This is a genomic window from Alloscardovia theropitheci, from assembly GCF_004332295.1.
GTDB classification, from domain to species: Bacteria; Actinomycetota; Actinomycetes; order Actinomycetales; family Bifidobacteriaceae; genus Alloscardovia; species Alloscardovia theropitheci.
Window position 1 is genome coordinate 183815 of the sequence record NZ_RXLP01000026.1, and the last position, 26258, is coordinate 210072.

General features: G+C 44.1%; 22 protein-coding genes. All 22 read right to left on the reverse strand.

Annotation, left to right across the window (positions count from 1 at the left end):
• Nucleotides 1-45: 45 nt before the first annotated feature.
• Nucleotides 46-774, reverse strand: coding sequence for a ribonuclease HII (locus EJ419_RS07430; RefSeq protein ID WP_131285146.1), 729 nt, complete (start codon nt 772-774; stop codon nt 46-48).
• Nucleotides 774-1472, reverse strand: coding sequence for a signal peptidase I (gene lepB, locus EJ419_RS07435; RefSeq protein ID WP_131285148.1), 699 nt, complete (start codon nt 1470-1472; stop codon nt 774-776). The genes EJ419_RS07430 and lepB overlap by 1 nt, the downstream gene beginning before the upstream one ends.
• 126 nt (nt 1473-1598) lie before the next feature.
• Nucleotides 1599-1961 (reverse strand): 50S ribosomal protein L19, encoded by a 363-nt coding sequence (rplS, locus tag EJ419_RS07440; protein WP_131285150.1) that lies wholly within the window; start codon nt 1959-1961, stop codon nt 1599-1601.
• A gap of 313 nt (nt 1962-2274) precedes the next feature.
• The gene (locus EJ419_RS07445) at nt 2275-3054 is read right to left on the reverse strand and encodes a hypothetical protein (protein ID WP_131285152.1); all 780 of its coding nucleotides are present in this window, start codon (nt 3052-3054) and stop codon (nt 2275-2277) included.
• Nucleotides 3055-3128: 74 nt separating this feature from the next.
• Nucleotides 3129-4574, reverse strand: coding sequence for a putative T7SS-secreted protein (locus tag EJ419_RS07450; RefSeq protein WP_131285154.1), 1446 nt, complete (start codon nt 4572-4574; stop codon nt 3129-3131).
• 125 nt (nt 4575-4699) lie between these two features.
• Nucleotides 4700-4984: a hypothetical protein gene (locus EJ419_RS07455; protein WP_131285156.1), complete on the reverse strand. Its 285-nt coding sequence runs from the start codon at nt 4982-4984 to the stop codon at nt 4700-4702.
• 161 nt (nt 4985-5145) lie between these two features.
• Nucleotides 5146-6735, reverse strand: a complete 1590-nt coding sequence (locus EJ419_RS07460; protein WP_131285158.1) for an NAD(P)/FAD-dependent oxidoreductase — start codon at nt 6733-6735, stop codon at nt 5146-5148.
• Nucleotides 6736-6902: 167 nt separating this feature from the next.
• A complete protein-coding gene (locus tag EJ419_RS07465) occupies nt 6903-7214 on the reverse strand; it encodes a DUF2469 domain-containing protein (protein WP_131285160.1) in 312 nt (103 codons plus the stop codon).
• A 72-nt stretch (nt 7215-7286) separates the two neighbouring features.
• Nucleotides 7287-8333, reverse strand: a complete 1047-nt coding sequence (locus tag EJ419_RS07470; RefSeq protein WP_131285162.1) for a GNAT family N-acetyltransferase — start codon at nt 8331-8333, stop codon at nt 7287-7289.
• 151 nt (nt 8334-8484) lie between these two features.
• Nucleotides 8485-9981: an Asp-tRNA(Asn)/Glu-tRNA(Gln) amidotransferase subunit GatB gene (gatB, locus tag EJ419_RS07475; protein WP_131285164.1), complete on the reverse strand. Its 1497-nt coding sequence runs from the start codon at nt 9979-9981 to the stop codon at nt 8485-8487.
• 24 nt (nt 9982-10005) lie between these two features.
• Entirely contained in the window at nt 10006-11538 is a 1533-nt protein-coding gene (gene gatA / locus EJ419_RS07480; protein ID WP_131285166.1) for an Asp-tRNA(Asn)/Glu-tRNA(Gln) amidotransferase subunit GatA, read from the reverse strand.
• Nucleotides 11539-11544: 6 nt separating this feature from the next.
• Nucleotides 11545-11838, reverse strand: coding sequence for an Asp-tRNA(Asn)/Glu-tRNA(Gln) amidotransferase subunit GatC (gene gatC, locus EJ419_RS07485; RefSeq protein WP_131285168.1), 294 nt, complete (start codon nt 11836-11838; stop codon nt 11545-11547).
• 64 nt (nt 11839-11902) lie between these two features.
• The gene (locus EJ419_RS07490) at nt 11903-12601 is read right to left on the reverse strand and encodes a TrmH family RNA methyltransferase (protein WP_131285170.1); all 699 of its coding nucleotides are present in this window, start codon (nt 12599-12601) and stop codon (nt 11903-11905) included.
• Nucleotides 12601-13278: a hypothetical protein gene (locus EJ419_RS07495; protein ID WP_131285172.1), complete on the reverse strand. Its 678-nt coding sequence runs from the start codon at nt 13276-13278 to the stop codon at nt 12601-12603. Before EJ419_RS07495 ends, EJ419_RS07490 begins: the two co-directional genes overlap by 1 nt.
• Nucleotides 13279-13325: 47 nt before the next feature.
• Entirely contained in the window at nt 13326-14711 is a 1386-nt protein-coding gene (locus tag EJ419_RS07500) for a DNA recombination protein RmuC (RefSeq protein WP_131285244.1), read from the reverse strand.
• A 177-nt stretch (nt 14712-14888) separates the two neighbouring features.
• Complete coding sequence (locus EJ419_RS07505) at nt 14889-18023, reverse strand: glycoside hydrolase family 3 C-terminal domain-containing protein (RefSeq protein ID WP_131285174.1); 3135 nt, start codon at nt 18021-18023, stop codon at nt 14889-14891.
• Between the two features lie 155 nt (nt 18024-18178).
• Entirely contained in the window at nt 18179-19297 is a 1119-nt protein-coding gene (locus EJ419_RS07510; RefSeq protein ID WP_165496275.1) for an ATP-binding protein, read from the reverse strand.
• 264 nt (nt 19298-19561) lie between these two features.
• Nucleotides 19562-20329: a LytR/AlgR family response regulator transcription factor gene (locus EJ419_RS07515; protein WP_131285178.1), complete on the reverse strand. Its 768-nt coding sequence runs from the start codon at nt 20327-20329 to the stop codon at nt 19562-19564.
• Between the two features lie 342 nt (nt 20330-20671).
• Nucleotides 20672-21253: an NUDIX domain-containing protein gene (locus EJ419_RS07520; RefSeq protein ID WP_165496276.1), complete on the reverse strand. Its 582-nt coding sequence runs from the start codon at nt 21251-21253 to the stop codon at nt 20672-20674.
• A 122-nt stretch (nt 21254-21375) separates the two neighbouring features.
• The gene (gene clpB, locus EJ419_RS07525; RefSeq protein WP_240680372.1) at nt 21376-24081 is read right to left on the reverse strand and encodes an ATP-dependent chaperone ClpB; all 2706 of its coding nucleotides are present in this window, start codon (nt 24079-24081) and stop codon (nt 21376-21378) included.
• Nucleotides 24082-24273: 192 nt separating this feature from the next.
• Nucleotides 24274-25275 carry a nucleoside hydrolase gene (locus EJ419_RS07530; protein ID WP_131285182.1) on the reverse strand — a complete coding sequence of 334 codons (1002 nt, stop codon included), beginning with the start codon at nt 25273-25275 and terminating at the stop codon, nt 24274-24276.
• A 102-nt stretch (nt 25276-25377) separates the two neighbouring features.
• The coding region (locus tag EJ419_RS07535; protein ID WP_240680373.1) for an ABC transporter substrate-binding protein at nt 25378-26258 on the reverse strand (881 nt) is incomplete at its 5' end.

Below are 26258 nucleotides of genomic sequence, written 5' to 3' on the forward strand. Positions count from 1 at the left end.
ACGTTTCGCACAGCAACAGCATTACAGAAGTTGCCAATACAATAGTTACGTCAAGTTCCAGCTAACTCGATGATACTCAGTAGTCCCAAAATCCTTAATTGCTTGACGATGTTGAGCAGATCCATATCCCTTATTTTTGTCCCAACCATACGCCAACCATTGAGGGTTTTCTTGTGCTAGATGAGACATAAAAGTATCACGATGCACTTTGGCATACACAGAGGCTGCTGCAACACTAGCACACTTTTGATCACCTTTTACTAAAGTATACACACGTGGAATAATCGGGATATCTGGCGACTCGAAAGTGCCAATCACTGGTGAGATATAATCATGTGGACCATCAAGAATAACTGCTACACGCGTTCGTGGCATAAAATGTTCCCGATCGTTTTCGATAAGGAAATGCTCAATTTTATACAGAGCACGTAATGCCGCGATTCCCAGACAATAGCTAATTCCCCATTCGTCGATTTCATTATTTGACGATGAGCCCACATTTATAGCATCAGCCCATTGCTTAACTGGATCTATAAGCGACTCTCGTCTTTTCGCAGTAAGCAGCTTCGAATCTTTAAGCCCTTGAGGGATAGTATCACTACCGATATGATCAGCTCGAAATGCTGCAGCGCCTAATGTTACTGGACCAGCAAGGCATCCACGCCCTACCTCATCTATACCAATTATCCATTGAGCACCTTGATCAACAATCTGCGATTCTAATTCCCATGTCGGAATAATTGTAGAGGTTGATGTAGCTTTTCGCGTAGGCATTATAAGCCCGCACTTTCGAATGCTGATCTACCCGAATTAAGTAGCGACCAGTCAGAAATTGGCCAGAAGACAGCAAGTCCCACACCTGTTACCGAGCTTATGCGCACACATCCAGAGTTTCCATCGTTCATATGGAATCGGGAATCCGCAGAATTCGAACGATTATCGCCCATAACAAAAATGCTATCGTTTGGTACAGTAACAGAAAATGCTTGATCAGATGGCTGAACCCCCGGCTTGAGATACGACGACTCATCAATAGCTTTACCATTAACAGTTACCGGAGCCCCATTGCCTTGCGAAGCAACAACGTCCCCCGGCATACCAATTAAACGCTTAACGAGATGCTCCTCGCCGTTATTATAGCCAAAACCGTGGGTAGCGTTTGCAGCGCTCTCAATATCTTGCACAGAAAGCCAATGTGCATCATCAGCAAACACCACAACGTCGCCGCGTTTGAGAGTTTGAGCATTGATATTCACGTTCCACGTAATAATACGGTCTCCCACCATCAGGGTATTTTCCATCGAACCTGATGGAATAATAAAAAGTCCAAAAACAAGAAAACGAAGAACAAGAAGTATCGCCAAAGGCATCACGAAATAAACCGTTGTATCAAGTAAACCAAGCATTGCTTGACTACTACGTGAACGAATCCTTTTGCCTGAATCATGTCGAGGAATATGACGGTCGCTCATAGGTAAGTCCTTACCTTTTATGGGGTTATGCGTTTTGTACAGTGTATGCTTAATTCTCTTCACGCACGCATTTACTAGGTATAAAGAAACCCGAGACAGACGCCTCGGGTTTCAACGCATAACTATTTACTTAGCAGAGTTGTCGCGGCGTTCAGCAATACGAGCAGCCTTACCACGCAAATTGCGCAAGTAGTAAAGCTTTGCACGACGTACCTTACCCTTACGTACCAATTCAATAGAATCGATAGATGGGGAATGCAATGGGAAACGACGCTCTACACCTACACCGAAGGAAATCTTACGAACCATGAAGGTCTCGCGCAAGCCCGCACCCTGGCGTGCAATTACTACACCCTGGAATGCCTGAATACGAGAGTTGTTACCTTCCTGAATCTTTACGTTTACCTTAACGGTATCGCCAGGACGGAACTGAGGAATGGAATCCTCAGCCTTAAGCTGCTTAGCTTCAAAAGCTTCAATAGCGTTCATGCTAATCCTCATACGCCGCCACATATCAGCGTTAAGTCGGGGAATTCGTCAATTCAATTGATACCTACGAATTCCACTATTTTCTCCGTGAGTTTGCCCACGGAGGTACCAGTCTGCCTCGCCTCATGAACGCGGACTAGACCTAATGAGTAGCATATCTATGTGGCAATATCCTACTCGGCACGTGCAAGTCTTAATTATACAAGGAGCACTATAGAAACGAATAATGCATGAACGCACATCTTCTATAGCTGTTCATAGCTGTTCACAACTCCTCGTATCTCATTAAGCATTACTGAGCCATAGTTTATCCCTATTTCTTGCCGCTAACAGCACCGCCTGCGCCAGAAGCGCCTCCAATTGCAATAAAGAGATCGAAAACTGCGACAATCGCTGTATACCATTCATATGAAGCATCAACATCGCCACGCTCTGAAAAATTCTTCATAGTCGTCAAATCCATAGCGAACGAGAAAACACTAATCACACATAAAATTGCTGATAAAACAAAAATGCCCGGTTTGAAAGTTGAGAAAAACAGCGATAACAGCCAAAACGGAATGATTGATACCGGAGTAATAATAGCGATAATCGGAATTATTCCCTTCACATGACGCGATAACAGGTCTATTGAAAAAATCCCAACAAATCCAGTAATAGCAAACGGAATAACGACGAATGCGATATCGTTGAGTTCATGATCACCAGCAGATAAGGCGCCAAAGAATGATGCAAGGGCAATATCCAAAAGTACCCCAACAACCCACACTCTTGCTCTACTTGAAGTATTTTTGGTAATCGTTGAGCACCAACCAAAAATAAAGATAAAAATTGCTGCAAAGAAAGCATACATACAAGCAAAAATTCGCATATCCTCGTTGGCCTGTCCGCCAAATTGCATGCAAAAAGCTAAATTTGCGCAGTATGCAATGGTGCAAAGAATGAGCAGCATAAGAAATTTTGTTTTAGCGCCTTTTAGCGTATAGACTTTATCTCCATCTGCAGCTTTCCGAATTCCCTTGCCGAAAATAGACATGCAGTATCCAGCAGGAAAACCTGTCACTTTTTCTCGTTCAGTAAGGCTTCTCTTCATACTTCTCCCCTATTTTCTTCTATATTTTCTTCCACAGACTTTCTTAGCTAGTCTCTCTTACTCAGCGCTCTTGCCTAGTCTTTCTTAAATGCTTCAATTTTTGATGCCAAATCTGAGACAGCTCCGAAATCGCCAGAAAGGCCCGGGAAAGCAACATGGACTGTATTAAGAGTTGTCGAAATCGCATCTGCTCCGCTAGCTTGTGTAGGAGATTGTTTTACGAAGTTCTCATACATATCATTAAGTGTTGAAGCTGAGTCATGTGCGAATGAAAATGTTTTTTCTATATCATCAGCTGATTCCAAAGCACCATTCCATACGAATTTGAGGTTTTTAACCCCACCCTCGGCGAGTGCATCGCCTTTCACGATACCCGGCATCATGCTTTGGACCATATTACTACCCACACCGTGCTTGATAGCGCCTTTAGCAAGATACTGTGCCCCATCCTTAGTAACGACTTGATCACCAAAACCAAGAGCTTTCGCAAACAAGGCTTTACCCTTAGAGACTTCTTGTGCGTGTTTACCCACAGTAGTCACTGCTGATGCTTCTTTTGCAGCAGCTCCCGCTGCACGCACACTCTGGATTCCGGCAGCACCGGCTCCTACTCCTAGCAAGGACACAAGAACGTTGCCCGCAAATTCCCAGCCACTCATCTCACCATCTGCGTATTGTACCGCAGAATCTGTTAGTGAGATTAACGATGTTCCTAATATAATCGCAGCAAATAGCCATCCAGGACCTGGGATAAAGATGCTCAATACGCCAACGATTGCGCCGAGCAGTTCTGATATTTTAACGATTGTTTTCCATAAATCGCTATGGAAGAAATCGCCCACAGCCTTTTTCGTTTTCTCCCACAAACTCATAACTTTTATGCCAGCTTGACTCTGCGCGTTACGAATTTTATTTGCTACATCTCGCGCAGCTTCATCATACCCAGCTTTTGCTACTCGTATTAACGATTTTGCCTTTTCTATCGTTGAGTCTAAATCCGCGATCCCCTTGAGCAATTGTGTTGTCTGGTCTTGCACTTCTTGCAGAGACGACTTAATTTGTGAGGACTGCGTATCATCACAATTATTGCTCTTGCTGCGCAGTGTGCGCTCCCGACTGCGTGCATCAGTAAGCTGTGATTGTGCCGTTTTCTTTGCATTATATGCATCTATTGCATCTTGCAACGCTTTATCTGCCGAATTTTGCTGATTACGCATTTCTACAGACCATGAGTCAAGAGCAGAAGCTGCACTCTTCACACCATCATGAAGATTACCAATTTTAGTCGGGAAATCTCCCAACATATCAATAAAGGCTTTACCCGCTTCACTATTTAACATCGTTTGGGATCCGCTCGCCTGATTTTGAATACGCTTGAGCGATGTAGCTAATTCATACAGAGGAGTTACATATTTAGTCGTCAAATTAGATGATAATGTTTCAACCTCTTCTGGATTTCCTGGAACTGGATCTTCTGAATATCCAACAATCGCCCACTGTGAGTTGTCAGGTCGTGCCATTATTTTTCTCTCTTCTCGATCCCTACATCATGTATAGATGACAGGAAAATTGGTTTAAATTCTGTTAAGTTCTGTAATTTTGCCAATCGCATTAAGCAGCCACACATCTGATGCTAAGTGTTAAACTACTTTTCTTCTTGTTGTAAGCCAGATGCTATCTCATTATCAAGGTTTGTTGTTTCATCCATAATAGTTTGCAGATATTGAGCAAGCTTCTGAGTATTTTCGGTTATTGTCGTACGTCGTTGATCTAATCCTTCAAAGAAATTCTCCATAGCGGAATTAACCTCTTTGCCTAATGAAGACGATGAAGTTTGTATCTTGGCCATCCCCTCTAGCAAGTTTGCTGAGTTATCAAGCCCATCGTGAAGCCCCGATAATTCTTCTTGCTTAACCACAAACTTATCCATTACGCCTCCTTCTAGTACGAGTCAATACCATGAAACTCATGTACCTATATCTTATAAGATTTTGTATAAACATAACAAGACGGCGTGGGATGAACTCATCATTCCACGCCGTCTTTGCTTATTCAGCTTATTCAGCTTATTCACTTGTCATTCGTAAACTATTACTTTGACTCGTGATATGCCTTTTCAGTATTCACTGACCATACATTCGCTTTATCTTCGCGACCAGTCTTAATATTCTCAACTGCTTCCATCGAAGTAGCCATAGAATGATCTTGGTTATTGTAATGATGCTGACCATTTCGACCAACGCAGTATACATTACCTAACGAATCAATCCAGTTAGTCAGTTCATCAATTCGATCATATGTATCGAAGTAAGCAGGATATGCCTTTGGTACTCGCTCACGATGAGCATCGATGACGTCATCGGCACTGTCAATAACTCGCATACGAATCATTTCAGAAATTGCAAACTTTCGAGCTTCTTCTTCTGACATATTCCAGAAGTCGTCACCTTCAGCTGTGAAATATTCCAAACCAATCCATACGGTGTTATCAGGATCGTTGACGAGATATGGACTCCAGTTATTGAAAATTTGAATACGTCCCACTTTATATCCTGGATCTTGTACATAGATCCAATTATCTGGAACGATTGGTGGGTTTCCTAAGGTAGGAACGCTTGTAGTGTTCTTTACGCGAAGCTTCTTGACTAGTAATCCAACCGTAACGAAGTCGCGGAATGGCAAACCATGAGCCACTTCTACAACATTTTCAGGCACAGTCGCGCCGCCTTGAGCCAACGCATCGACAAGATGATTAAGTGGCATAGAAGAAATTACTTGATCAGCGTCAAGGCTTACGGTCTCACCATTCTCAGTTACATAGTCAACGCCACATGCCTTACCGTCACGAGTGCGAATTGCTGTAACCTTTGCTCCTGTAATAATGTGCGCACCATGAGCTTTGCTGTTATCAGCCACAACTTCCCAGAGCTGACCTGGACCAAGCTTTGGATACCAGAATTCTTCAATAAGAGATGTCTCGACTTTAGAATTATCCGCCTTGTGATTAGGCATAAGCTTCTTAAAAGCATTGCCGAGGATATTCCAAATATTCAAACCCTTAACACGCTGAGCGCCCCAATCTGCAGAAATCTCAGATGGATGGCGTCCCCACAGCTTCTCTGTATAACCTTCGAAGAACATGGAGTAGAGTTTGCGGCCAAAGCGATTGATGTAGAAGTTTTCCAAATTATCTTCTGGAAGCTTATGCACGCATGACCACAGATAGCTAAATCCGGCTTGCATAGTTAGCCACAAACCCATTGCCTTAATAGTATTTGGGCTTAAACTAATCGGATAGTCAAAGAAATGCTGATTCCAGAAGATACGTGACAAGCGATGACGCTTGAGCATAACTTCATCAGTTTCTTCCGGATCTGGGCCGCCTTCTGTCAGTTCATGATGACGACCAAGCTTCTTGTCATCATATGAAGGAGCACCCTGAAGAGGCAATACTTCCTTCCACCACTGCATAATGCGATCATCTTTAGAGAAGAAACGATGACCGCCGATATCCATTCGATTGCCGTTGTACTTCACAGTACGGGAAATTCCGCCAAACTCTTGGCTTGCTTCCAAAACGGTTACATCGTAAGCATCGGAATTATCCTTGACCAATTCCCATGCAGCGGTCAAACCAGCAGGACCGCCACCGATAATGACTACAGACTGTTTCTCTGCCACAATTACTCCTCTAAAATAGAAATCTTTATAAGAATACCCTCAGCCCTACATTTTCTCTATATTTTACACCTCGCATAGGTCTTAGAAGGCAGGATTAAGCAATCAGCACCGCTACGACAGGCACGATATACATTTGCGCACGCTAGCAATTACAACGTCTAAGCGAGTTAAAGATTTCGAGGTACCTCTATTTCTTCTTTCTGTACCTCTTCAACATTGACATCCTTGAAAGTAACAATGCGAACATTTTTGACGAAACGATTTGGTCGATAAACATCCCACACCCAGGCATCGGTAAGTTGGACGTCAAAATATGCATCTTGCCCAGCTTGACGCACATTAAAATCGACGCGATTCGCAAGATAAAAACGTCGTTCAGTCTCGATGACGTAGGTAAATAGCTTAATGACATCGCGGTATTCGCGATATAACGCAAGCTCTGCCTCAGTCTCGTAATTATCGAGATCTTCTGCGCTCATGGATTTCTCCTTATAACGTTTATCTTGATGTAACGCTACATTAAAGTAGCATTACATTAACAGTTGTCGCTACTAGTTACGAGTACGCCCTGCCCCTAGTTTACGCCACCATGGTAGTTCGGCATTACTCGTGCTCAATTCATCTTCGTGTTCACCATGCTCAGTTATTTTCTCACGATGCTGCGAAGAAACTGCTCCTGCCTCACGCACATATTCATGTCCGCGAGTGGAATCCACTTCATTATTATGGTTTTCACGAGCTAAAGAATCCGATTCCATTTCTGTCTGAGTCACCGTCAGATCTTGCTCTTCATGCGATACACGTTTTCTTAATTCCATCGTATGCTCATGTTGAGCGAGGGCTTCACGTACGCCTGGATTATCCATAATGGCATGCAACCCAAAAGCTTCTAACGAACGAATAGGATCATATTCATCCACTAACATGTCGTAGACGTGCATGTCGATATAACGTTCTTCAATGTCGTCCCATAAGCTATCTCGAGAAACACCCGTCTCAATGAATCCAAGAGACTGGTATACGGCTTGGGACCTAGTATTCGTCGACGGGACGCTTATCCAGATACGATGTAAACCAAGACCAGCTGGCTTTGGCGCGAAGCCATAGGTCATGACTCGAGGCATTGCATCTCGCGTGTAGCCTCGACCACGATAATTTTCTCCCAGAATTACCTGGATCCTCGCAGATGAAGCCCACGCATCAATATCCACGAGAAATGCCATACCAATGAATTCATCATGGCGGTTAGTATCCGTCTCGTCCGTCACAGTATCGTCTGAATTTGCCACGAACATGGACCACGCCATGACACCACGTGCTTCAGCATCCTGAAGGCCTTCTTCTTGAGTACGAATTCCTTTTTGCCAACGGATAGAACGTTGAATCCATGAACGAACAATTGCACGTGTAGACTCACCAGTTTTCCCTACTAATCCCACACTATTCGCGAATGCGCCAATATGTTCCAGTGCTGCGAAATCATTCCATTGAGCAGCACGAAGAGTAAGCATTTCGCCCTGAATTTGCGGAATTTCTATGCTTTCAGATAGTACGCGCATATTATCATCACTGATTACGCCGTTATTCGACTCAAGCATCGGACACCTTCCCACCTAATTATCCTTGTGCCGTATATAAGCTTACTCGCATTAGTCGCGGCACGCGTGCACATGTGTGTACGCATGTCTGACTAATGCGAGTAAAGCAATAATCATTCGCAGAAAAGCGAACGATGTGTAGAGTGCAATCTTACTTCAACTTCGACATTACGATAGAAGTAACAGTCTTAGCATCGGCCTGTCCGCGAGTTGCTTTCATAACAGCCCCAATAATCGCGCCCATAGGTTTCATATTGCCGCTCTTAAGCTTCTCTACGATATCTGGATTTGCAGCAAGCGCTTTATCTACTTCATTTTCCAAAGCACCTGTATCCTGAACTACCTCGTAGCCATGCTTTGCTACAACTTCATCAGGAGTTCCTTCTCCAGCAATAACGCCGGAAACTGTTTGCTTAGCAAGTCGATCGTTGAGCTTACCTTCCGAGATAAGTTCTTCAACGCGCGCTACATCTGCAGGAGTGATGCTGAGTTCTTCAAGGCTCTTATCACTTTCATTAGCTGCACGAGAGATTTCTCCCATCCACCATTTACGAGCACCTGCTGCGCTTGCTCCAGCTTTTACAGTTTCCTCGACCAAGTCAAGAGCTGAGGCATTAACAAGATCGCGCATATCGTTATCTGATAAGCCCCATTCTTCCTGCAAACGATTACGGCGTTCGCGAGGCATCTCTGGCATCTGGGCACGAAGTTCTTCTACATGTTCTTTCGTGGTGTGAACCATGACGAGATCTGGATCTGGGAAGTAACGATAATCATCAGCATCTGTCTTAACGCGTCCACCAGCGGTTGTCTGCGTTGCCTCATCCCAGTGACGAGTTTCCTGAAGAACTTCTCCACCAGCTTCGAGAACTGCTGCTTGACGACGAATTTCGTAGACGATTGTACGTTCAATTCCGCGGAACGAATTAACATTCTTAGTTTCTGAACGAGTTCCAAATGGGTCATCTGCAGATGGGCGAAGAGAAACATTCACATCAGCTCGCATATTACCTTGTTCCATGCGAGCATTGGAAATGTTGAGCGCTCGTACGATATCGCGAATTGTGCGCACATATGCACCTGCAACTTCTGCTGCACGAGCACCAGCACCTGTAATTGGCTTCGTCACGATTTCCACAAGTGGCACACCAGCACGGTTGTAATCAACAAGAGAATGATCTGCGCCTTCAATACGACCGTCAGCGCCGCCAACGTGAGTATTCTTTCCAGCGTCATCTTCTACATGAGCACGTTCGATTGGGACACGGAATACTTCCCCATCCTCAAGTTCAACGTCCAAGTATCCCTCACCGTTCAGTGGCTTATCATACTGTGAAATCTGATAATCACGAGGCATATCTGGGTAGAAATAATTCTTACGTGCAAACTGACTCCACTCAGCGATATCACAATGTAATGCCAAACCAAGCTTAATCGCATAATCAATTGCGCTCTTATTGACTACTGGAAGAGACCCAGGAAGACCCAATGATACTGGAGTAAGTTGAGTGTTTGGTTCGCCACCGAAGGATACTTCTGCAGGGCAGAACAACTTAGTCTTTGTATTGAGCTCTACGTGGACTTCAAGACCGATAACTGGATCGTATTTTTCTACAGCTTCGGCAAACTTCATTAATTTTTCAGCCATTTTCCTATCCTTTGACCTACTCGCCTATTCGCCCAACCATGGTGTGTTCATCCACTGCCATACTGGGCCGTTCCACTTATCCTCCAAGGCTGCTTCCAAAGCTGCTGCTGGCTTATAGAGAACTTCATCATGTTGCTGTGGCGCAATGAATTGGAATCCGACTGGCATGCCGTCATCACTTAAGCCTGCTGGAACCGAAATTGCTGGGACGCCAGCCAAATTTGCTGGGATTGTAGCAATATCTCCCAAATACATAGCGATTGGGTCATCGCTCTTTTCACCAAACTTAAATGCAGTTGATGGAGCAGTAGGAGAAACCAGTACATCTACCTTTTCGAATGCCTTGTTAAAGTCATTAATAATGAGCGTACGTACTTTCTGAGCGCTTCCGTACCATGCATCATAGTAACCTGCTGACAACGCATATGTACCCAGAATAATACGACGCTTAACTTCATCCCCAAAGCCAGCCTCACGTGTATACGCCATCATATTTGCTGCAGTTGCTGGGACACCTTCTGGTGGCATCACGCGCAAACCGTAGCGCATGCCATCGTAACGTGCAAGATTCGATGATACTTCTGAAGGCATAATAATGTAATAAGCACCAAGTGCATACTTAAGGTGTGGCAAGGAGACTTCTACAACTTCCGCTCCCATTGCCTTAAGTTCTTCTACAGCTTCATCGAAGCGCTTGGATACTCCAGCATCAAAGCCGTCACCGGAAAGTTCCTTGATAAGGCCAACTTTCATGCCTTTCAAATCACGGTTTGCGCCTTGCTGAGCAGCAGCGACCATTGCCGGAGCAGGGCTTGGAATCGATGTAGAGTCCTTAGGATCATGTCCGCCAATAGTTTCCTGCAAAAGTGCAGAGTCGAGAACCGTACGAGTTACCGGACCAATCTGATCAAGCGATGATGCCATAGCGATAGCACCAAATCGCGATACGCCACCATACGTAGGCTTAACACCCACAGTTCCTGTGAATGCACCCGGCTGGCGAATCGAGCCACCGGTATCTGTTCCCAATGCAAGTGGTGCTTCAAACGCTCCTACAGCCGCCGCTGAGCCACCGCCAGAGCCTCCTGGAACTCGAGAAGTATCCCATGGATTATTAGTATTGCCATATGCGGAATGCTCGGTTGATGACCCCTGAGCAAACTCATCAAGATTTGTTTTGCCTAAAAGTGGCATTCCAGCATTCTTAAGTTTTGTGATAACAGTTGCGTCATATGGAGGAATCCATCCCTGCAAAATCTTGGAAGCTGCAGTAGTCTCGATTCCTTGGGTAACAATCATATCTTTGATTGCGATAGGCACACCAGCAAGAGGAGCTAACTGCTCACCGGAAGCACGCTTTGCATCAACTGCATCTGCTTGCTCACGTGCTATGTCTGCGCTAACCTGCAGGAATGCATTAATTGATGGTTCAGCAGCCTCGATAACATCAAGATGAGCATCGACGAGTTCACGAGAACTTACTTCACCCGACTTAAACTTTTCAGCCATCTGCGATGCAGAAAGCTTAACTATTTCATTGCGAGTTTCTTTATCCATTACGACTTACTCTCCCAAAATTTGTGGAGCGACGAACATGCCAGACTCAGCAAGTGGCGCACCTGAAAGCGCTTCTTCTTGAGTCAATGGAGTCGCTGGTACATCTGGACGCATATATGCTTCCAAAGGAACTGGATTTGCAGTTGGCTTGACATCCTCGCCTGCGACTTCCTGAACCTGTGCGATTGCTTCAGCTACAGCATTCAATTCGCCTTGGAGACGAGTAATTTCTTCGTCTGTCAGAGCAATCTGGGCAAGATCTCCCAAGTGCTCAATTTCTTCACGTGTAAATGTAGGCATGAGCCCATACTAGAGTTTGAACACGACACTTGTAAAGCTTCAAACACATGAATTAACGTGTAATTTACTTGATATTTCCGTGTTGCATAACCCATGTATGCATGGCAACTGCAGCTGCCGCTCCCGCGTTAAGAGAACGAACTGAACCTGTTTGCGAGATATACACGACGTCATCGGCAAGTTCAAGCGCTTTACTCGTTAGCCCTGGCCCTTCAGCACCGAAAATCATAATGCAATTCGTCGGGAAATCGTATGTCTCAATAGGCACTGCTCCCGGGACGATATCAAGTGCGATAATGCGAGGTCGAGGCTTGCCTTCTCTTTGCGCCTGTTCAGTCACATTGTCGACGAATTCTTCAATGCTCGCATGATTGTATACATGCTGGTAAAGCTCTGTCATAAGCGACCCCTTGCGATTCCACTTTTTGGGGCCGATAATATGAACCGCATGTGCAGTGAAAGCATTTGCTGTCCGTACAATAGACCCAATATTAAAGTCATGGGTCCAGTTTTCAATTGCTACTTCAAAGCCATAGCGTCCTTGGCGGTCAAGATCACTCTTAATCGCTTCAACAGTCCAGTACCGATACTTATCCATGACATTTCTGCGATCGCCTTCATCAAGAAGTTGAGCATCAAACTGCTCGCCTTCTGGCCGTGGCTCATCGGGATGTTCTTCTTCCCAAGGCCCCACACCTACTTCACGTAGACCTGGATCTCCTGCTGCTAAAACTCGTTGTGTAAAATCACTGGGTGGGATCATTATGCTTGCAATTCCTTATCAGAAAAGACTGGAATGAAAGGAACAGTTACTTCATGTTCTGTAATTGGGTTAATAAGCCTAATAGTCAGTAACTGCCCTGTATCAGCATCACCCTTATCCGCATAGTGCTCCACAGTACCCGTACTTCCAACCAATGATGCTATGGCTAGAATATTCGCACCTTCATTTTCCAAGACGGCAAAATCAAGGTTAAGTTCATTTCCGTGAGTAAGCGTGACAACTGACGACGTTTGTACGAAAGATTTTTCTGAAAGCCATGCATCAACAAGAATGACTCTCTTCCCAGCAATGGAAGGTCCTTTTACTCCCGGAAAAACGAAGTCCATCAAGAATCCATCAAGATTTTGGCCGCGTGAAGCTGCCGCATGAATCATCGCGCTGACGAGAGGAATCCCAGCAGTTGTCATAGCGCCGACAGCATCAAAATCGTCAATTCCAAATCCGGCAGTTTCTAGAACATCAAGTAACGCATGACCAGCTAATGTAGCACCATCGTGATGATAAGTCACGGATGTCAGCTCGCTAAATTGTTTATCATGCACTTCAGCTCGTACGAGCTTTTCCAAACGCTGCTGAGGTTCAAGCATATCCTCTGGTAATGCTGCAATTTGTTCTCGTAAATCCGCACTACCCGTTGCCTTAAATTCTTGTGTCATATCTGTTACTCTATCGCTCACTCTCGTCGTCTTACTACCCCATCTACCTAATCGTCAAAGTCAGGAAGAAGTTCAGGAGCGGTTATCTCACGAATATCGCTCTTCTTTTCTTCTTCTAGTGGTACGGGTTCATCAAAAACTTTCCCTGGCTCTAGGGAATTAAGCTTCCGTGCAGTAGGCACGACTTGGGACTGTAACGACCCCACGAAAGCATTGTAATTTTGCACTGTTGTTCCGAGCGACTTCCCAAGCTTGCTAGCATGCTGGCTCATTGTGCTCAAACGCTTAAACATTTCACGTGACAAGTCAAATAATTGTTGTGCTTCATCGCTGAGAGTTTGTTGTTGCCATGCGAAAGCTACCGATTTAAGCACAGACCATAATGTCACTGGTGTCGTCAAAGCTACTTGCTTATTAAATGCATAATCGAGAATCGTCGGATCCGTGTCAAGCGCTGCCTGAAGCAAAGACTCATTAGGAATAAAAGCAATAACGAAATCTGGAGCGACTCGATTACCACTATTCTTCCAGTATTCTCGTTTCCCTAATACATCGATATGACCACGAAGTGCCTTGGCATGATTAGCAAAGTATTCTTCACGTAAGTGGAGTTCCTGCTCCGACGCAGCATCGCTAATAGCCATAGCGCGTTGATAATCAGAATATGGTACCTTCGCATCAATAGGAATGAACTTGCCGTCGGGAAGCATAACAACCATATCTGGACGTTGCTGCTGACCGTCCTCATTTTCTACATAATACTGTGTTTCAAAATCGACGTGTTCACGAAGCCCAGCGGATTCTACAATGTTCTTCAGCTGTGCTTCTCCCCAAGCACCACGAACCTTATTATTGCGAAGTGCCATAGCAAGATTAGTAGTTTCTTGGTCGAGCTTCTTCTGAGCGTCCCCAAGTCCTAAAAGCTGCTCACTCAGTTTACCCATCTGAGATTGTCGAGATTCCTCAATCTCAGTCACTTTCTGCTGAAGCAAATCAAGATTCTTTTGAACTGGACTAAGCGCCTTCAGTACGCGAGATTCCTCTTGAAGATTCTCCTCTTGCGCGCGCAGTCGTTCTTCTTCTCGCTCTTGCGCTTGCTGACGCTCATGCTCAATACGCTGCTTCTCAGCATCTTGGACACGTTCCAATTGTTCCTGTACAAAGTCAAGTTGTTCGCGAGCACCCTGTAACTGCCCATTCAGTTTCGCAGTATTTTCTCGCTCATTTCCCAACGCCATACGAGTTTGCTCGTACTGTTCAGTAATACGAGCATGCTCAGACTGCACGTCATGAAGTTGTTGGCTCAGTTGTTGATTCTCAAGTTCACGTTCAGCGGCATTAGAGTCGCTTCCGTAACGATTTTTCGCATACAAAAAACCAATAACTGCACCTAACACAGCACCGATAACCAGACCAAGAATTGTTTCGAACATATGTTCGATAATAGCAAAACGTATCACCATTTCTCATAACGATGTGCCAACATTTCTTTTTTCTTTAGACTGCTTTAGATAGTAAATTCCATCACTAAGTAACCACCTAATAATTGGCGGCTTCACCCTTGATACAGGCAAAGCCACCAATAAGTCATCGCAATTTATCAGTTATCACTAGTTGTTACTACTGTAATTCGCATATTTACTTTTCTTTGGCCATTTGTACTGCTCTGGATATCTACGCGCTCTTCTCCCTCTGCGAATAATCCACCAAATTTCCAATCCAACAATTAATACTACGAACGCATCCAAGACCCACAGAAGCTTCTGCCAGCCAGCAATACCTTGAGATACTGTTGACATAGGTGTAACGTCATTCATGGCATTTGAGTTGACTGTCGCATAGGCAACATTCTTCACCGCTTGTCGCATGACCATGCGCGATGTTGGAGAATCATAATCAGTTGCGTTATATCCTGGCATCTGAATCATGTACATATCTGACCCAGCACGTAGCGATAAGTCACGTGCCTGCGGCAATGTCTCCATAAACATATCCGTCACTACAGCGCCACGGAATCCCCACTCGCCACGCAACACGCTAGTTTGTAAACTATATCGACCAAAACCGATAACGGTTCCGATATTATTTTGCGCTGACATAATAGCAGTCGCCGAGCGAATAATTTTGGTTTTCTTTTGCCCGGTTTTTGTCAGATATGGTAAGGATGACCGAGCTGACTCTACTGCTATTTGGAATGGCTTGAGATAAATTTCGCGTATCGCCTGTTCATTTGCCCATGTAGCCATATAGTTAGAGCGGTTCATTTCTTGCTCATTGATTGCAAAATGCTTCAAATAGCTAATGACACCTTTATTACCCGCACCCGAAATTGTTGCTGCGGAAAGCTTTCCGGCAAGCACACCATCTTCAGAGTAATACTCATACACACGGCCTCCAAATGGAGAACGATGAGTATTAACCGCTGGAGCATACCAGCCTGTGAGTCCTTGCTGAAGGGCTTCTTCTCCAATCGCTTCTCCCATGGATGTCATCAATTGCGTGTCATATGTAGACGCCATTACATTCACCGATGGCCACGAACTCGCGCCTGAAGTAGACCATCCCATTGCGCCATCTTTGTCAACAGTAATCGGCTTACCAATTGACTTGATAAAAGGAGTTTGATACGCAGCCATAAATAGCAATCGCTGAATATCCGTTTTATCACCACTAAAATCAAGCTGATCCATAAGCTTATCCCATTGAGGATCATCGTATGCTACACCGCGAAGATCAATAAGCGATAATCCGTTTTCCGCTCTGGAGACCGGTGCTTTCTGAGAATACACTTTGCTTTCTGATGTATTACCTAGATCTTCATCGTGGTCTACATCGAAATTCTTCCATCGCTCTAGATTCTTCCTCACATTTTCTGATGCCTGCGCAGTTCGATTTTTGGGCATCGTTGGCTGTGTCGTTGACCAACTTGCTCGAGTAAGTTCAGTCGTATTATCCTTCATATAATCAGTCATATCTTGGAACTGGTTATGAGCAGCCGTATATGACTGTCCACGCATCGCTTTGGATAATGGCTTTCCATCATCACTGAGCTGAGATTGCGCATTCTTGTCGCTGGTTACAGGATTCTTCCCCTCAAACCAGTGCGTCTGATTTACCGAGATAGTTTCAGAATCAATGACATCGTGCGAATTGTTTTTAAGTTCAATTGCATAGTTACCTGATTCCAAAATATACGATCCCTTGGTACCATCGGAATTCGCATGACTGACATCGTACGATGTTAACGTATCCAGCGGGAATATCATATTGAGAGTTTGTGATGTACCAGGTTCAAGTAATTTGGTTTTTGCAAAATCAACAAGCTGAGTAGTTGCCTTTTCCACACCATTATCACGATCATACTGAGTGTACGGCAATGTCGCATAGATCTGCGCGACATCCTTACCCGCAGACGAGCCAACATTCTTCACAGTGACATTAACCGATACGTTCCCTTGATTATCCACCGTAACGTTATCTAATGTCTGCTCAAACTGCGTGTATGATAATCCATAGCCAAATGGATATGCCACAGCACCCAATTGGGCCATTTTCCCCTGCTTATCTGTTACGCCATAAATAAACGAACTATCTTCTACCGCAGCTGTCTCATAATACTTATATCCCACATAGATGCCTTCTTCATATTCAACAAACGGCCATGGGGTCGCAGATCCACTACTAATCAAAGTTGTATCGTTGTAATTAATATTCGAATATCCGAATTGTCCCCAATTGGAGTATGTAGGATCTTTCGTGAAATCAGTAGGATAGATATCGCTTAATCGACCCGAAGGATTTACATTTCCACTGAGAATATTACCCAATGCTGAAAAACCTCGGGAGCCAGCAGTCCCCATCCAGACAATTGCATTAACTTCCAATTCTTGGGACATAAGAGGGCTTAATTCCATTGGATTGGCAGTATTGAGGATCACGATAACTTTGTCATGCGCACTTTTGGCTACTGAAATCATATCTTTTTCTGCCTGAGTGAGCGCAAGATAATGCGGCGTTCCATCTGCGTAGGCAAATTGACGCTTATCTATCCCCTCTGACCCATTTCGTGCAATGAACACGATCGCGGTTGCTCGGGAACTCTTTTCGCTCCTTTTTACAGCTTGTTCATAGATTGATTTCTCATATTCATAAATACGAGCGCTCTTGCCGGCATCATTTTTTGCTTGCAAGCTAGTTTTATCGTAATCAAGTGCAGGAGTATTCTTCGCTGCCTGCGGGTAATTTGGTGTTGCTTTTATTGTGCTATCAGCAATGGTTGAGTCCACCGAAAAATATTTCTTCAGACCCTGTTCAGGAGTTGTATTGTCAGCATTTGTTGTTGCAGCAGCACCAGTGCCAGAATACACCGGATTATTATATGCATAACCGTATGGTGTCACTGCATCACCTTTTCTCAAGGGTAATGTACCGTCATTCTTAAGAAGCACAATCCCTTCGTTACTCACTTGCTCAGCTAACTGAGTACTGTGTTTAACGGCTTCGGCAAGTGAACCATATTTCTTTTTGTAATACTGAGCATCCCATTGCTGCGTACCTTGAGCCCGATGCACTTGAGTTCTCCCCGCACCCAAAAAACTATCAAGCATTGGAGCAAACATGATTGCTGCGGTGTTAATTGCGAGCGCGATAATAACTAAAAGTGTTATAAGCGTTATCCACCATGTTTTAAATGCTCTTTGGCTCATCCTTCGACGAGGAATTTTCACTTTCTTTTCTTTACTCATTTTTTCTCCTTCGAAAATACAGTGTGACTTGCTACATCACTTTCAACCATATATTTTCGCAGGAGAGGCACTGAGCATGCCTCGCACGAACTGCATTAAAGTACGCACGAATAGTTCATTACCACCTCAGCAGCATATCACCACCAGGTCCACGCTTATGAAAGCCCAGTATTGGAAGGAATAAGAATAGTTACAGAGTATGTATTATTTTCCGTCGATATTACCATTTCGCCACCAAGTTTATGCACATGTCGCAGGACTGACCGAGTGCCGAACCCATGAAGATGCGTATCACTACCCTTTTTTGTTGTCATTGGCAGTCCATTACTCATATAAATTTTATCCATTAACGGATTCTTGATTTCGATAATTACAAAATTCGCTTCTCTGCGAATTGTAAGATCAATAATGCTTAATTCTTGACTATTATCAGACTTCTCTATATATTCAATGGCATTATCAATAAGATTACCAAAAATCGAATAGACAGTACTATCATCTAAAAAGTCTAACTTACTTCCGTCAGCGAGTGCACTTAACGTGATATTGTGTGAATTGCAATAAAATGAGCGTTCAGTAAGCAAAACATCAAGAGCGGTATTGCCCGTACGAAATACCGAGTCATATATATTTATCGCCTGATCAGCTTCGGATATCATCTCCTGATCTCTCATAGATTTGCGCAGATCATGTCCTAGTTCATTAATAATTTCGACATTCTCACGAGCCAATTGATAATGATGTTTCTGTAGCTTGTCAAGTCTCTTCATTGTCATCAAATCATATGAAAGCTGAGTATTCGTAGACGTCTGAATGAGGGTATTTAACACGAAAATAGTTAACGCAGCATCATAAATATAGACCAGCATTCTCGCCTGTCCGCTAATCTGCTGAATAAAGTACAAATTGACGAAAGCTAAGAAGAAAATAAGAACAATACAACCGCATACCCACTTTACTTTCCTTCGTACTTTACTCTCATCAAATTTGAATCGTCGTGCAAAAAATATCCATGCACATAAAAAGATAATGGGGTAAATTACAGCATAATATGCATCACTGTAATTCCAACGATTCCAATCATTGACTTCAATGTTAACGTTAAAAACGTTAAGAACCACACGATATATGTCAAATGCAATATGTTGAGTCGCATATCCACACGAAACAACAACTAATGTTTTTATCCATGTCATTGCTGTCGCAAAGCGCAAAGACAAGGCAACAATAGCTGCTGAAACAATGTAATACATGAGGCTACCATTACTGTGCATGACGCTACGCGTTAAATAATAAGATTCGATTGGCACAAATTTGAGATATAAAAGTGGAACACTTCCATACAGAACAGCTAACAAGGGCAAAACTAAGAGTTTCCAGATACGCGAACTGAGAATAATGGTTTCCCAGTCTTCTTTTCGGATAAATATAAGCGCCCCTAGGACTAACTCTATATAAAATAACGATAATCGTATCGAGTAAAATTCCATATTTTCCCTAATACAAATGCTCTAATCAACAGCTTCTGCGCATATTTCTTAAGAACCAAAGTAATGTGCCAGATCCATCATAAATTGTTTTCGCCTACCCCTACTTAAAGTAATGCTCCTCTTTCCTACAAACACATTTTCACCTTGAACCGCGCTAACATGATCTAAATTAATAATGGAATACCTATTTGCCTGTGAAAATGATGATAAAAGATTTTCTCTCTCAAGCATTGCTATCACATCTTTAAGGCTTGACCAACTTGTCACTTCGAATGTGGAACAATGATACGTCACTTCATGTCGATTAACTTCAATATAAAGTATTTCACGTATATCTATGCGCTGAACTTTACCCTCAGCCGCAACAAGTAGCGAGCGTGACTTTCTGCGAGTCGCTATAGTAAACATTTTCCGCATTTTTATATCAAATGCTTGCTGGCTGAACGGTTTAACGAGATATCCTACAGCATCTACATCATAACCCTGGGCAGCATACTGCGCTAGGCGTGTAGTAAATGTTACCGGGACATGCGCATCAACAGTTCTTAGTGTTTGAGCGACTTCCATTCCCAACATTCCAGGCATCTCAATATCTAGAAAAATCATGTCTGTATTACTGCTGTACTCGTGAAGAAAATCTTCCCCATTAGTATATCTATCAATTCGATAATGTATCTCTTGATCTTTGCTGTCTTCGGGCATGCCAGAGGTACTTATAGACAAGCGCTCTTGTTTGAGTTCAGTGAAGAAATTATTCACCATGGTCTCTGTATGCATTGCATCAGTATTGTCATCATCGACAATAACAATATTCACACCTATCTCCTTAGACTTAAGCCGCTTGTATCAGGATACCAAATTAAATATAACGATCAGCCGATATGGATTAATTAGTGATCTCAGATGACCGACATACTGTTTCGAGCCATAATGTGCAGCTCAATCTAATACCGCCGATATTCATTGCCATATCTTGCGACTTCCCAAATCGTTCCACTCGCAAACGCGATCATACTATTTAAAAGAAATAACACCAGCAGGAAAATCAGACGAATAAACGTGTATTTAAACCTAAATAATCAAAGCACCTAGAAAAGTTAAACACTTAAATGAATCCATCAGTAGCTCTCCCCATCTATGAATTCTATCTATTTTCTATTAATGTGCGATAAATTCATGAAGAACCAAGGCCATACGCTGGTCAATTGCATCAGTTCCAGCAAGAATTTCACGTGCTTCTGCGCGATTTACCCAACGAACAGTTATATCTTCACTATCTTCAAGATGTTGCTGAACGTTAGCCTGTTTGTCATCAACAGTTATATAGACAAAAGCGACAGATTCATTTGTCATGCCAGGGGTAGCATAGGTAGCACGTAGTACATCATCAACTCGCTCCACGTCATACCCTGTTTCTTCTTTGAGTTCACGCATTGCTGCCGTTTCAAAGTTCTCATCTTCAGGATCGATAAGCCCAGCCGGGAATGCCCATACGTACCCATTTATTGCAGGACGATACTCTCGAATAATAAGCATACGATTCTTATCATGCGAAGTCGCGATAATGCTCACAGCATCACCCTCGCTGCGATCGAGATCTTCTAAGGTATGAGCTTCGTGACGAGTAACAACGTCATAACGGTTAATTTCGCCATTATCAAGCTCGACTTGAACTTTGTAAAAGTGCAAAAAACGACTTGGATCTGATGGCTCATTTGCTTCAATACTGCGATTTCTCATGTCATTAATCATACGGAATCGCCCAAACTAAATGGTGGATTGATACATAAGTACCAATCCACCACTATGAATATGACCATATCAGCTATGCACAATCATATTTTACAAAACTCACAAGTTAGTTAAGCATTGTTCGCATCGCTATTATTCTCATTATGCTCATTCTGCTCTTCCCTGTCGCGATTAGCATCAGCTTGTGCCTCAGCCCCAGCAGCAAGTTCTTCAGTAGCCCAACTCGTTAGTTCAAGATGCTCACCACCAGTTTGATCTACGAGTACTGTATCACCGTCATGAACCTGTCCAGACAAAAGCATACGAGCGAGCTGATCGCCCACCTCGCTTTGAACCAAACGACGCAACGGACGAGCGCCATAAGCTGGATCGTACCCCATATCAGCAAGCCATTCACGAGCAGATGGTGTTACATCCAAGGTAATACGGCGATCAGTTAAGCGAGACGCAACGGACTTTACCTGAATATCCACGATGTGTGCAAGCTCATCACGAGTTAATGGTTCGAAGATAATCAGATCATCCAAGCGGTTGATAAATTCAGGCTTGAAATGCGCGTGCACAGCATTCATCACAGCTTGCTTGCGAGCAGCAGCATCCAAATCCCCCGATACTAAGAACTGGGAACCAAGATTGGACGTCATAATCAAAATCGTATTCTTAAAGTCCACTGTACGACCTTGACCGTCTGTCAATCGGCCATCGTCAAGAACCTGCAAAAGGATATCGAATACCTCCGGATGAGCTTTTTCAACCTCATCGAAGAGCACTACTGAATATGGACGACGACGCACAGCTTCTGTTAGCTGACCACCTTCTTCATAACCGATATAGCCCGGCGCCGCACCGATCAGACGAGATACGGAAGACTTCTCCATATACTCACTCATATCAATGCGCACCACAGCGCGCTCGTCATCGAAGAGGAAATCAGCAAGAGCCTTCGCAAGCTCCGTCTTACCTACACCGGTTGGTCCAAGGAACATGAAGCTCGCAGTTGGACGATTTGGATCAGAAATTCCTGCACGCGAACGACGTACAGCATCACTTACTGCTTTAACAGCTTCCTTTTGACCAATAACGCGCTTCCCCAGCTCATCTTCCATATGTAGAAGCTTCTCATTTTCACCCTGCATGAGACGTCCTACTGGGATTCCTGTCCAGTCTGACACGATTTGAGCAATAGAATCAGCATCTACATGATCTGGAACCATTGGCTCCGCCTCAGGCGCAGATTCATTGTCACGCTTGTCCTCATCAGACTTTTCAGCCGCAACCAATTCCTTTTGAATCTGTGGAATCTCACCATACAGTATGCGAGAGGCTTTCTCCAAATCACCATCGCGAGTAGCTTTATCAGCTTCTACACGCAAAGCATCAAGTTGTGCGCGCAAATCGCCAACCTTATTATGCCCACTCTTTTCTGCCTCCCATCGCGCATTGAGACCTGCCAAGCGTTCACGAGTATCAGCAAGTTCAGCTTGCAACTTCTCTAAACGCTCTTGAGATGCAATATCCTCAGACTTCTTAAGCTGCATTTCCTCCATCTCAAGACGCGTTACTCGACGAGTTAATTCATCAATTTCTTCTGGTGACGAATCAAGTTCCATACGCAAATGAGACGCAGCCTCATCTACCAAATCAATTGCCTTATCCGGCAATTGTCGGCCGGAAATATAGCGATTGGACAGTGTTGCCGCTGCCACGAGAGCATCATCACCGATAGTTACCTTGTGATGTGCTTCATAACGTTCCTTAAGTCCGCGCAAGATAGCAACTGTATCTTCGACGCTTGGCTCTCCTACGAATACCTGCTGGAAGCGGCGTTCGAGTGCCGGATCCTTTTCAATGTTTTCGCGGTACTCATCCAAAGTAGTAGCACCGATAAGTCGTAGTTCACCTCGCGCAAGCATTGGCTTAAGCATATTTCCAGCATCCATGGATCCTTCTGTCGCACCAGCGCCAACTATCGTATGGATTTCATCAATGAACGTAATAATATTTCCATCAGAACGTTCAATTTCTTCGAGAACAGCTTTCAATCTTTCCTCGAATTCGCCACGATATTTTGAACCCGCAACCATAGAAGACATATCCAATGTCACAACGCGTTTATTTTGCAAGGTAGTAGGCACATCGCCTGCTACTACTCGTTGTGCAAGTCCTTCAACAACTGCCGTCTTTCCTACACCTGGCTCGCCAATAAGAACTGGGTTATTCTTGGTACGACGGCTCAGAATCTGTATTACGCGACGAATTTCTTTGTCACGACCAATTACAGGATCGAGCTTTCCTTCGCGAGCGCGTGCCGTCAAATCAGTAGAATATTTCTCCAATGCCTTATATGAACTTTCCGCATCAGGACTAGTCACATGTGCCCCACCGCGTACACTTTCAACGGCCCCCTTTAGAGCCTCGGCAGTTGCGCCGAAGCGTGTCAGAATATGCGCTGCTTCAGAATTTCCTTGAGCTATAGCAATGAGCAAATGCTCTGTCGAGATATAATCATCGCCCATTTCACTCATTACTTTTTGCGCATCAGTAAGCGCTGTTTCCAAAGAACGAGCTGCAGTAGCTTGTCCAGCCGAGCTACCTGAAACTCTTGGAAGAGACACAAGAGCTTGGCGGATCGATGCCCCGATAGACTGTACATCTGCACCAGCAGCTTCTATAAGATCTCGAACTACTCCCTGCTCTTGAGTCAAAAGAGCATCTACGAGATGCAAGGTCTCAACCCGAGGATTGCCAGCCGCCGATGCGCTTTGCACAGCTGACGATATGGCTTCTTGAGCCAATGTTGTAAATTTCTGTTCCATATCACAAACCTTCTTTTCCTAAGCCTTATCACTTGTATGTATAAGGCTTTACCACGTTTCTGATATATACAACATCGGCTTCAATACGATTATTCCCAAAACTTGAGTGAGTTCGACTCAAGTTTTGGAAATGGATGAAAATTCGCAAATAATCTTGTGAGATTTAGTCTCACTATCTAGGCTTTTAATACCCTAGCTGCACGTATTAATAACAGAATTCATCATTGCTATGGCACGCTGTACCCGCTCATACCATTGATTAACAAAACGTTCACTATCGACTGTCAGCGCCATACGAACATTGCGAGCTGGTTCATTAATAAGAGTTGGATCTCCTACCGTTCGTCCACGCTGCGGACCCTGTAAATCAACCATGAGGTTAATCGGGAAATACCCCACTAAGCTTGGATCAAGCGCTGCCGCTACAGCCAGTGGATCATGCAGAGGCGAGCCAGCAAGGAACACGGGATCAGCCTGTTCGTTTGCATTGACATAGTACCGTAATGCATCAGCAAGGAACTGTCCGATTTGTCCACCATCCGTAGCGAATCCATCTACATGAGCACGGGTCATCAAAGTGCGATGAGTAACATCTATACCGATAACACTGATATCCGCACTGCTATGGAATACGCGATTAGCCGCTTCCGGGTCATTGACCATATTTGTTTCACTGATAAGGTTATAGCAATTTCCCGGCTGAGTGAGAGCTCCACCCATGATAACGAGTCGCAATCGTCCCGCAAGATCTGGGTATCGTGTAAGCATTGCATCAATATTTGTCAAAGGTCCGGTAGCAATAACGATTACATCGTGACCATAACGTCGCACTGCATCCGCTTCGAATTCAACACCACCAGTAAGAATCTCTCCTCGCTGGAGTGATGAAGGCAATGTAAGCTGAGCACCACCCCATCCATTTTTTCCATGGAAACGTTCGCACCCTTCATCGACTATATAATCACCGTCAGTTTCATCAAAGGACGGTTTGAATACACCACGATAAGAGGGAATTCGCGAGAACCCTGCTGCATCAAGAAGAGTACGGTTATTGTTACACGCTTGCTCCTCCGTCACATTACCGAACGTTCCTACCACACCCAGAATCTCGACATCTGGAGAGCCAAAAAGATACATCAAAGCAATAGTGTCATCAATGCCTGTATCGCAATCTAGAATTACGCGTTGAACCATACTTACTTACCTCGTCTTATTTCTTTTTTCATTTCTATCTGTGTTGTGCAAACGCACTGCACATTACTGCACGGTTTCATCTCACACCCGTGCAGAACAGTCCTACTTTATAGCCTTCACAATGTCAGCCCCTGAGGTAAGGAACTGCGCATCCATTTGTTCAGAAGCAACCGGCGCCTTTGTTACCTTTTGATTATTTGCATCAGTATACGCGCCAGCGTCAGCTATAAAGTCAAAGTACTGCTGTGCAGCTTGTTCATTCATCGTTCCGATAGCAAATTGCCCAGAACGAACTTCATCCACATTTCCCCAGTACTGTCCATCGACAATTGTCTGCATAGATTTTTTCACTAATGCTGCATCAAGATTGGAATCCTTTGCCGCATTCACTAGAATCTGTGCAGCTTCTTGTGGATGCAGATATGCCCACGTATATCCTTTTTGAATTGCACGAGTAAAACCTTGTACGGTTTCTTTATCTTGAGCAATCTTCTTATCGGATGTGATGATACCAATTTCATCAGCATTTCCTGGGACACCATAATCGGGCTCATTCCAACAATTGAGCTTTGGCCCGTACAGATCAGCTTGCACACCTTCCCACGTGGAATAAAAACCACCAAAATCAGCCTTTCCAGATGTAAGGGTCTGGAAAGTGGACGTGCCTACAGTGACTTTATCAAAGTTTCCTTTTCCACCATCTGCCTGTATCATTCGCCGTATAACTGCATCCGATTCATTTGCACCAAATGTTGCAAATGTCTTACCATCAAAATCTTTCGGAGATTTAATGCTTGTATTTGATGCTAATGAACACCAAATCGCTGAAGTGCGTTGCTGTACCTGCACAATGAGTTTAATTCCAGCATCTTTAATATTCGCGACGCCTACATTAAAAGCATTAGATAATGCAAAATCAGCCGCCCCTGTAGACACTGCCTGTTCCGCACCTGCCTGGGATGCCGCTAGGATATCAACCTGAA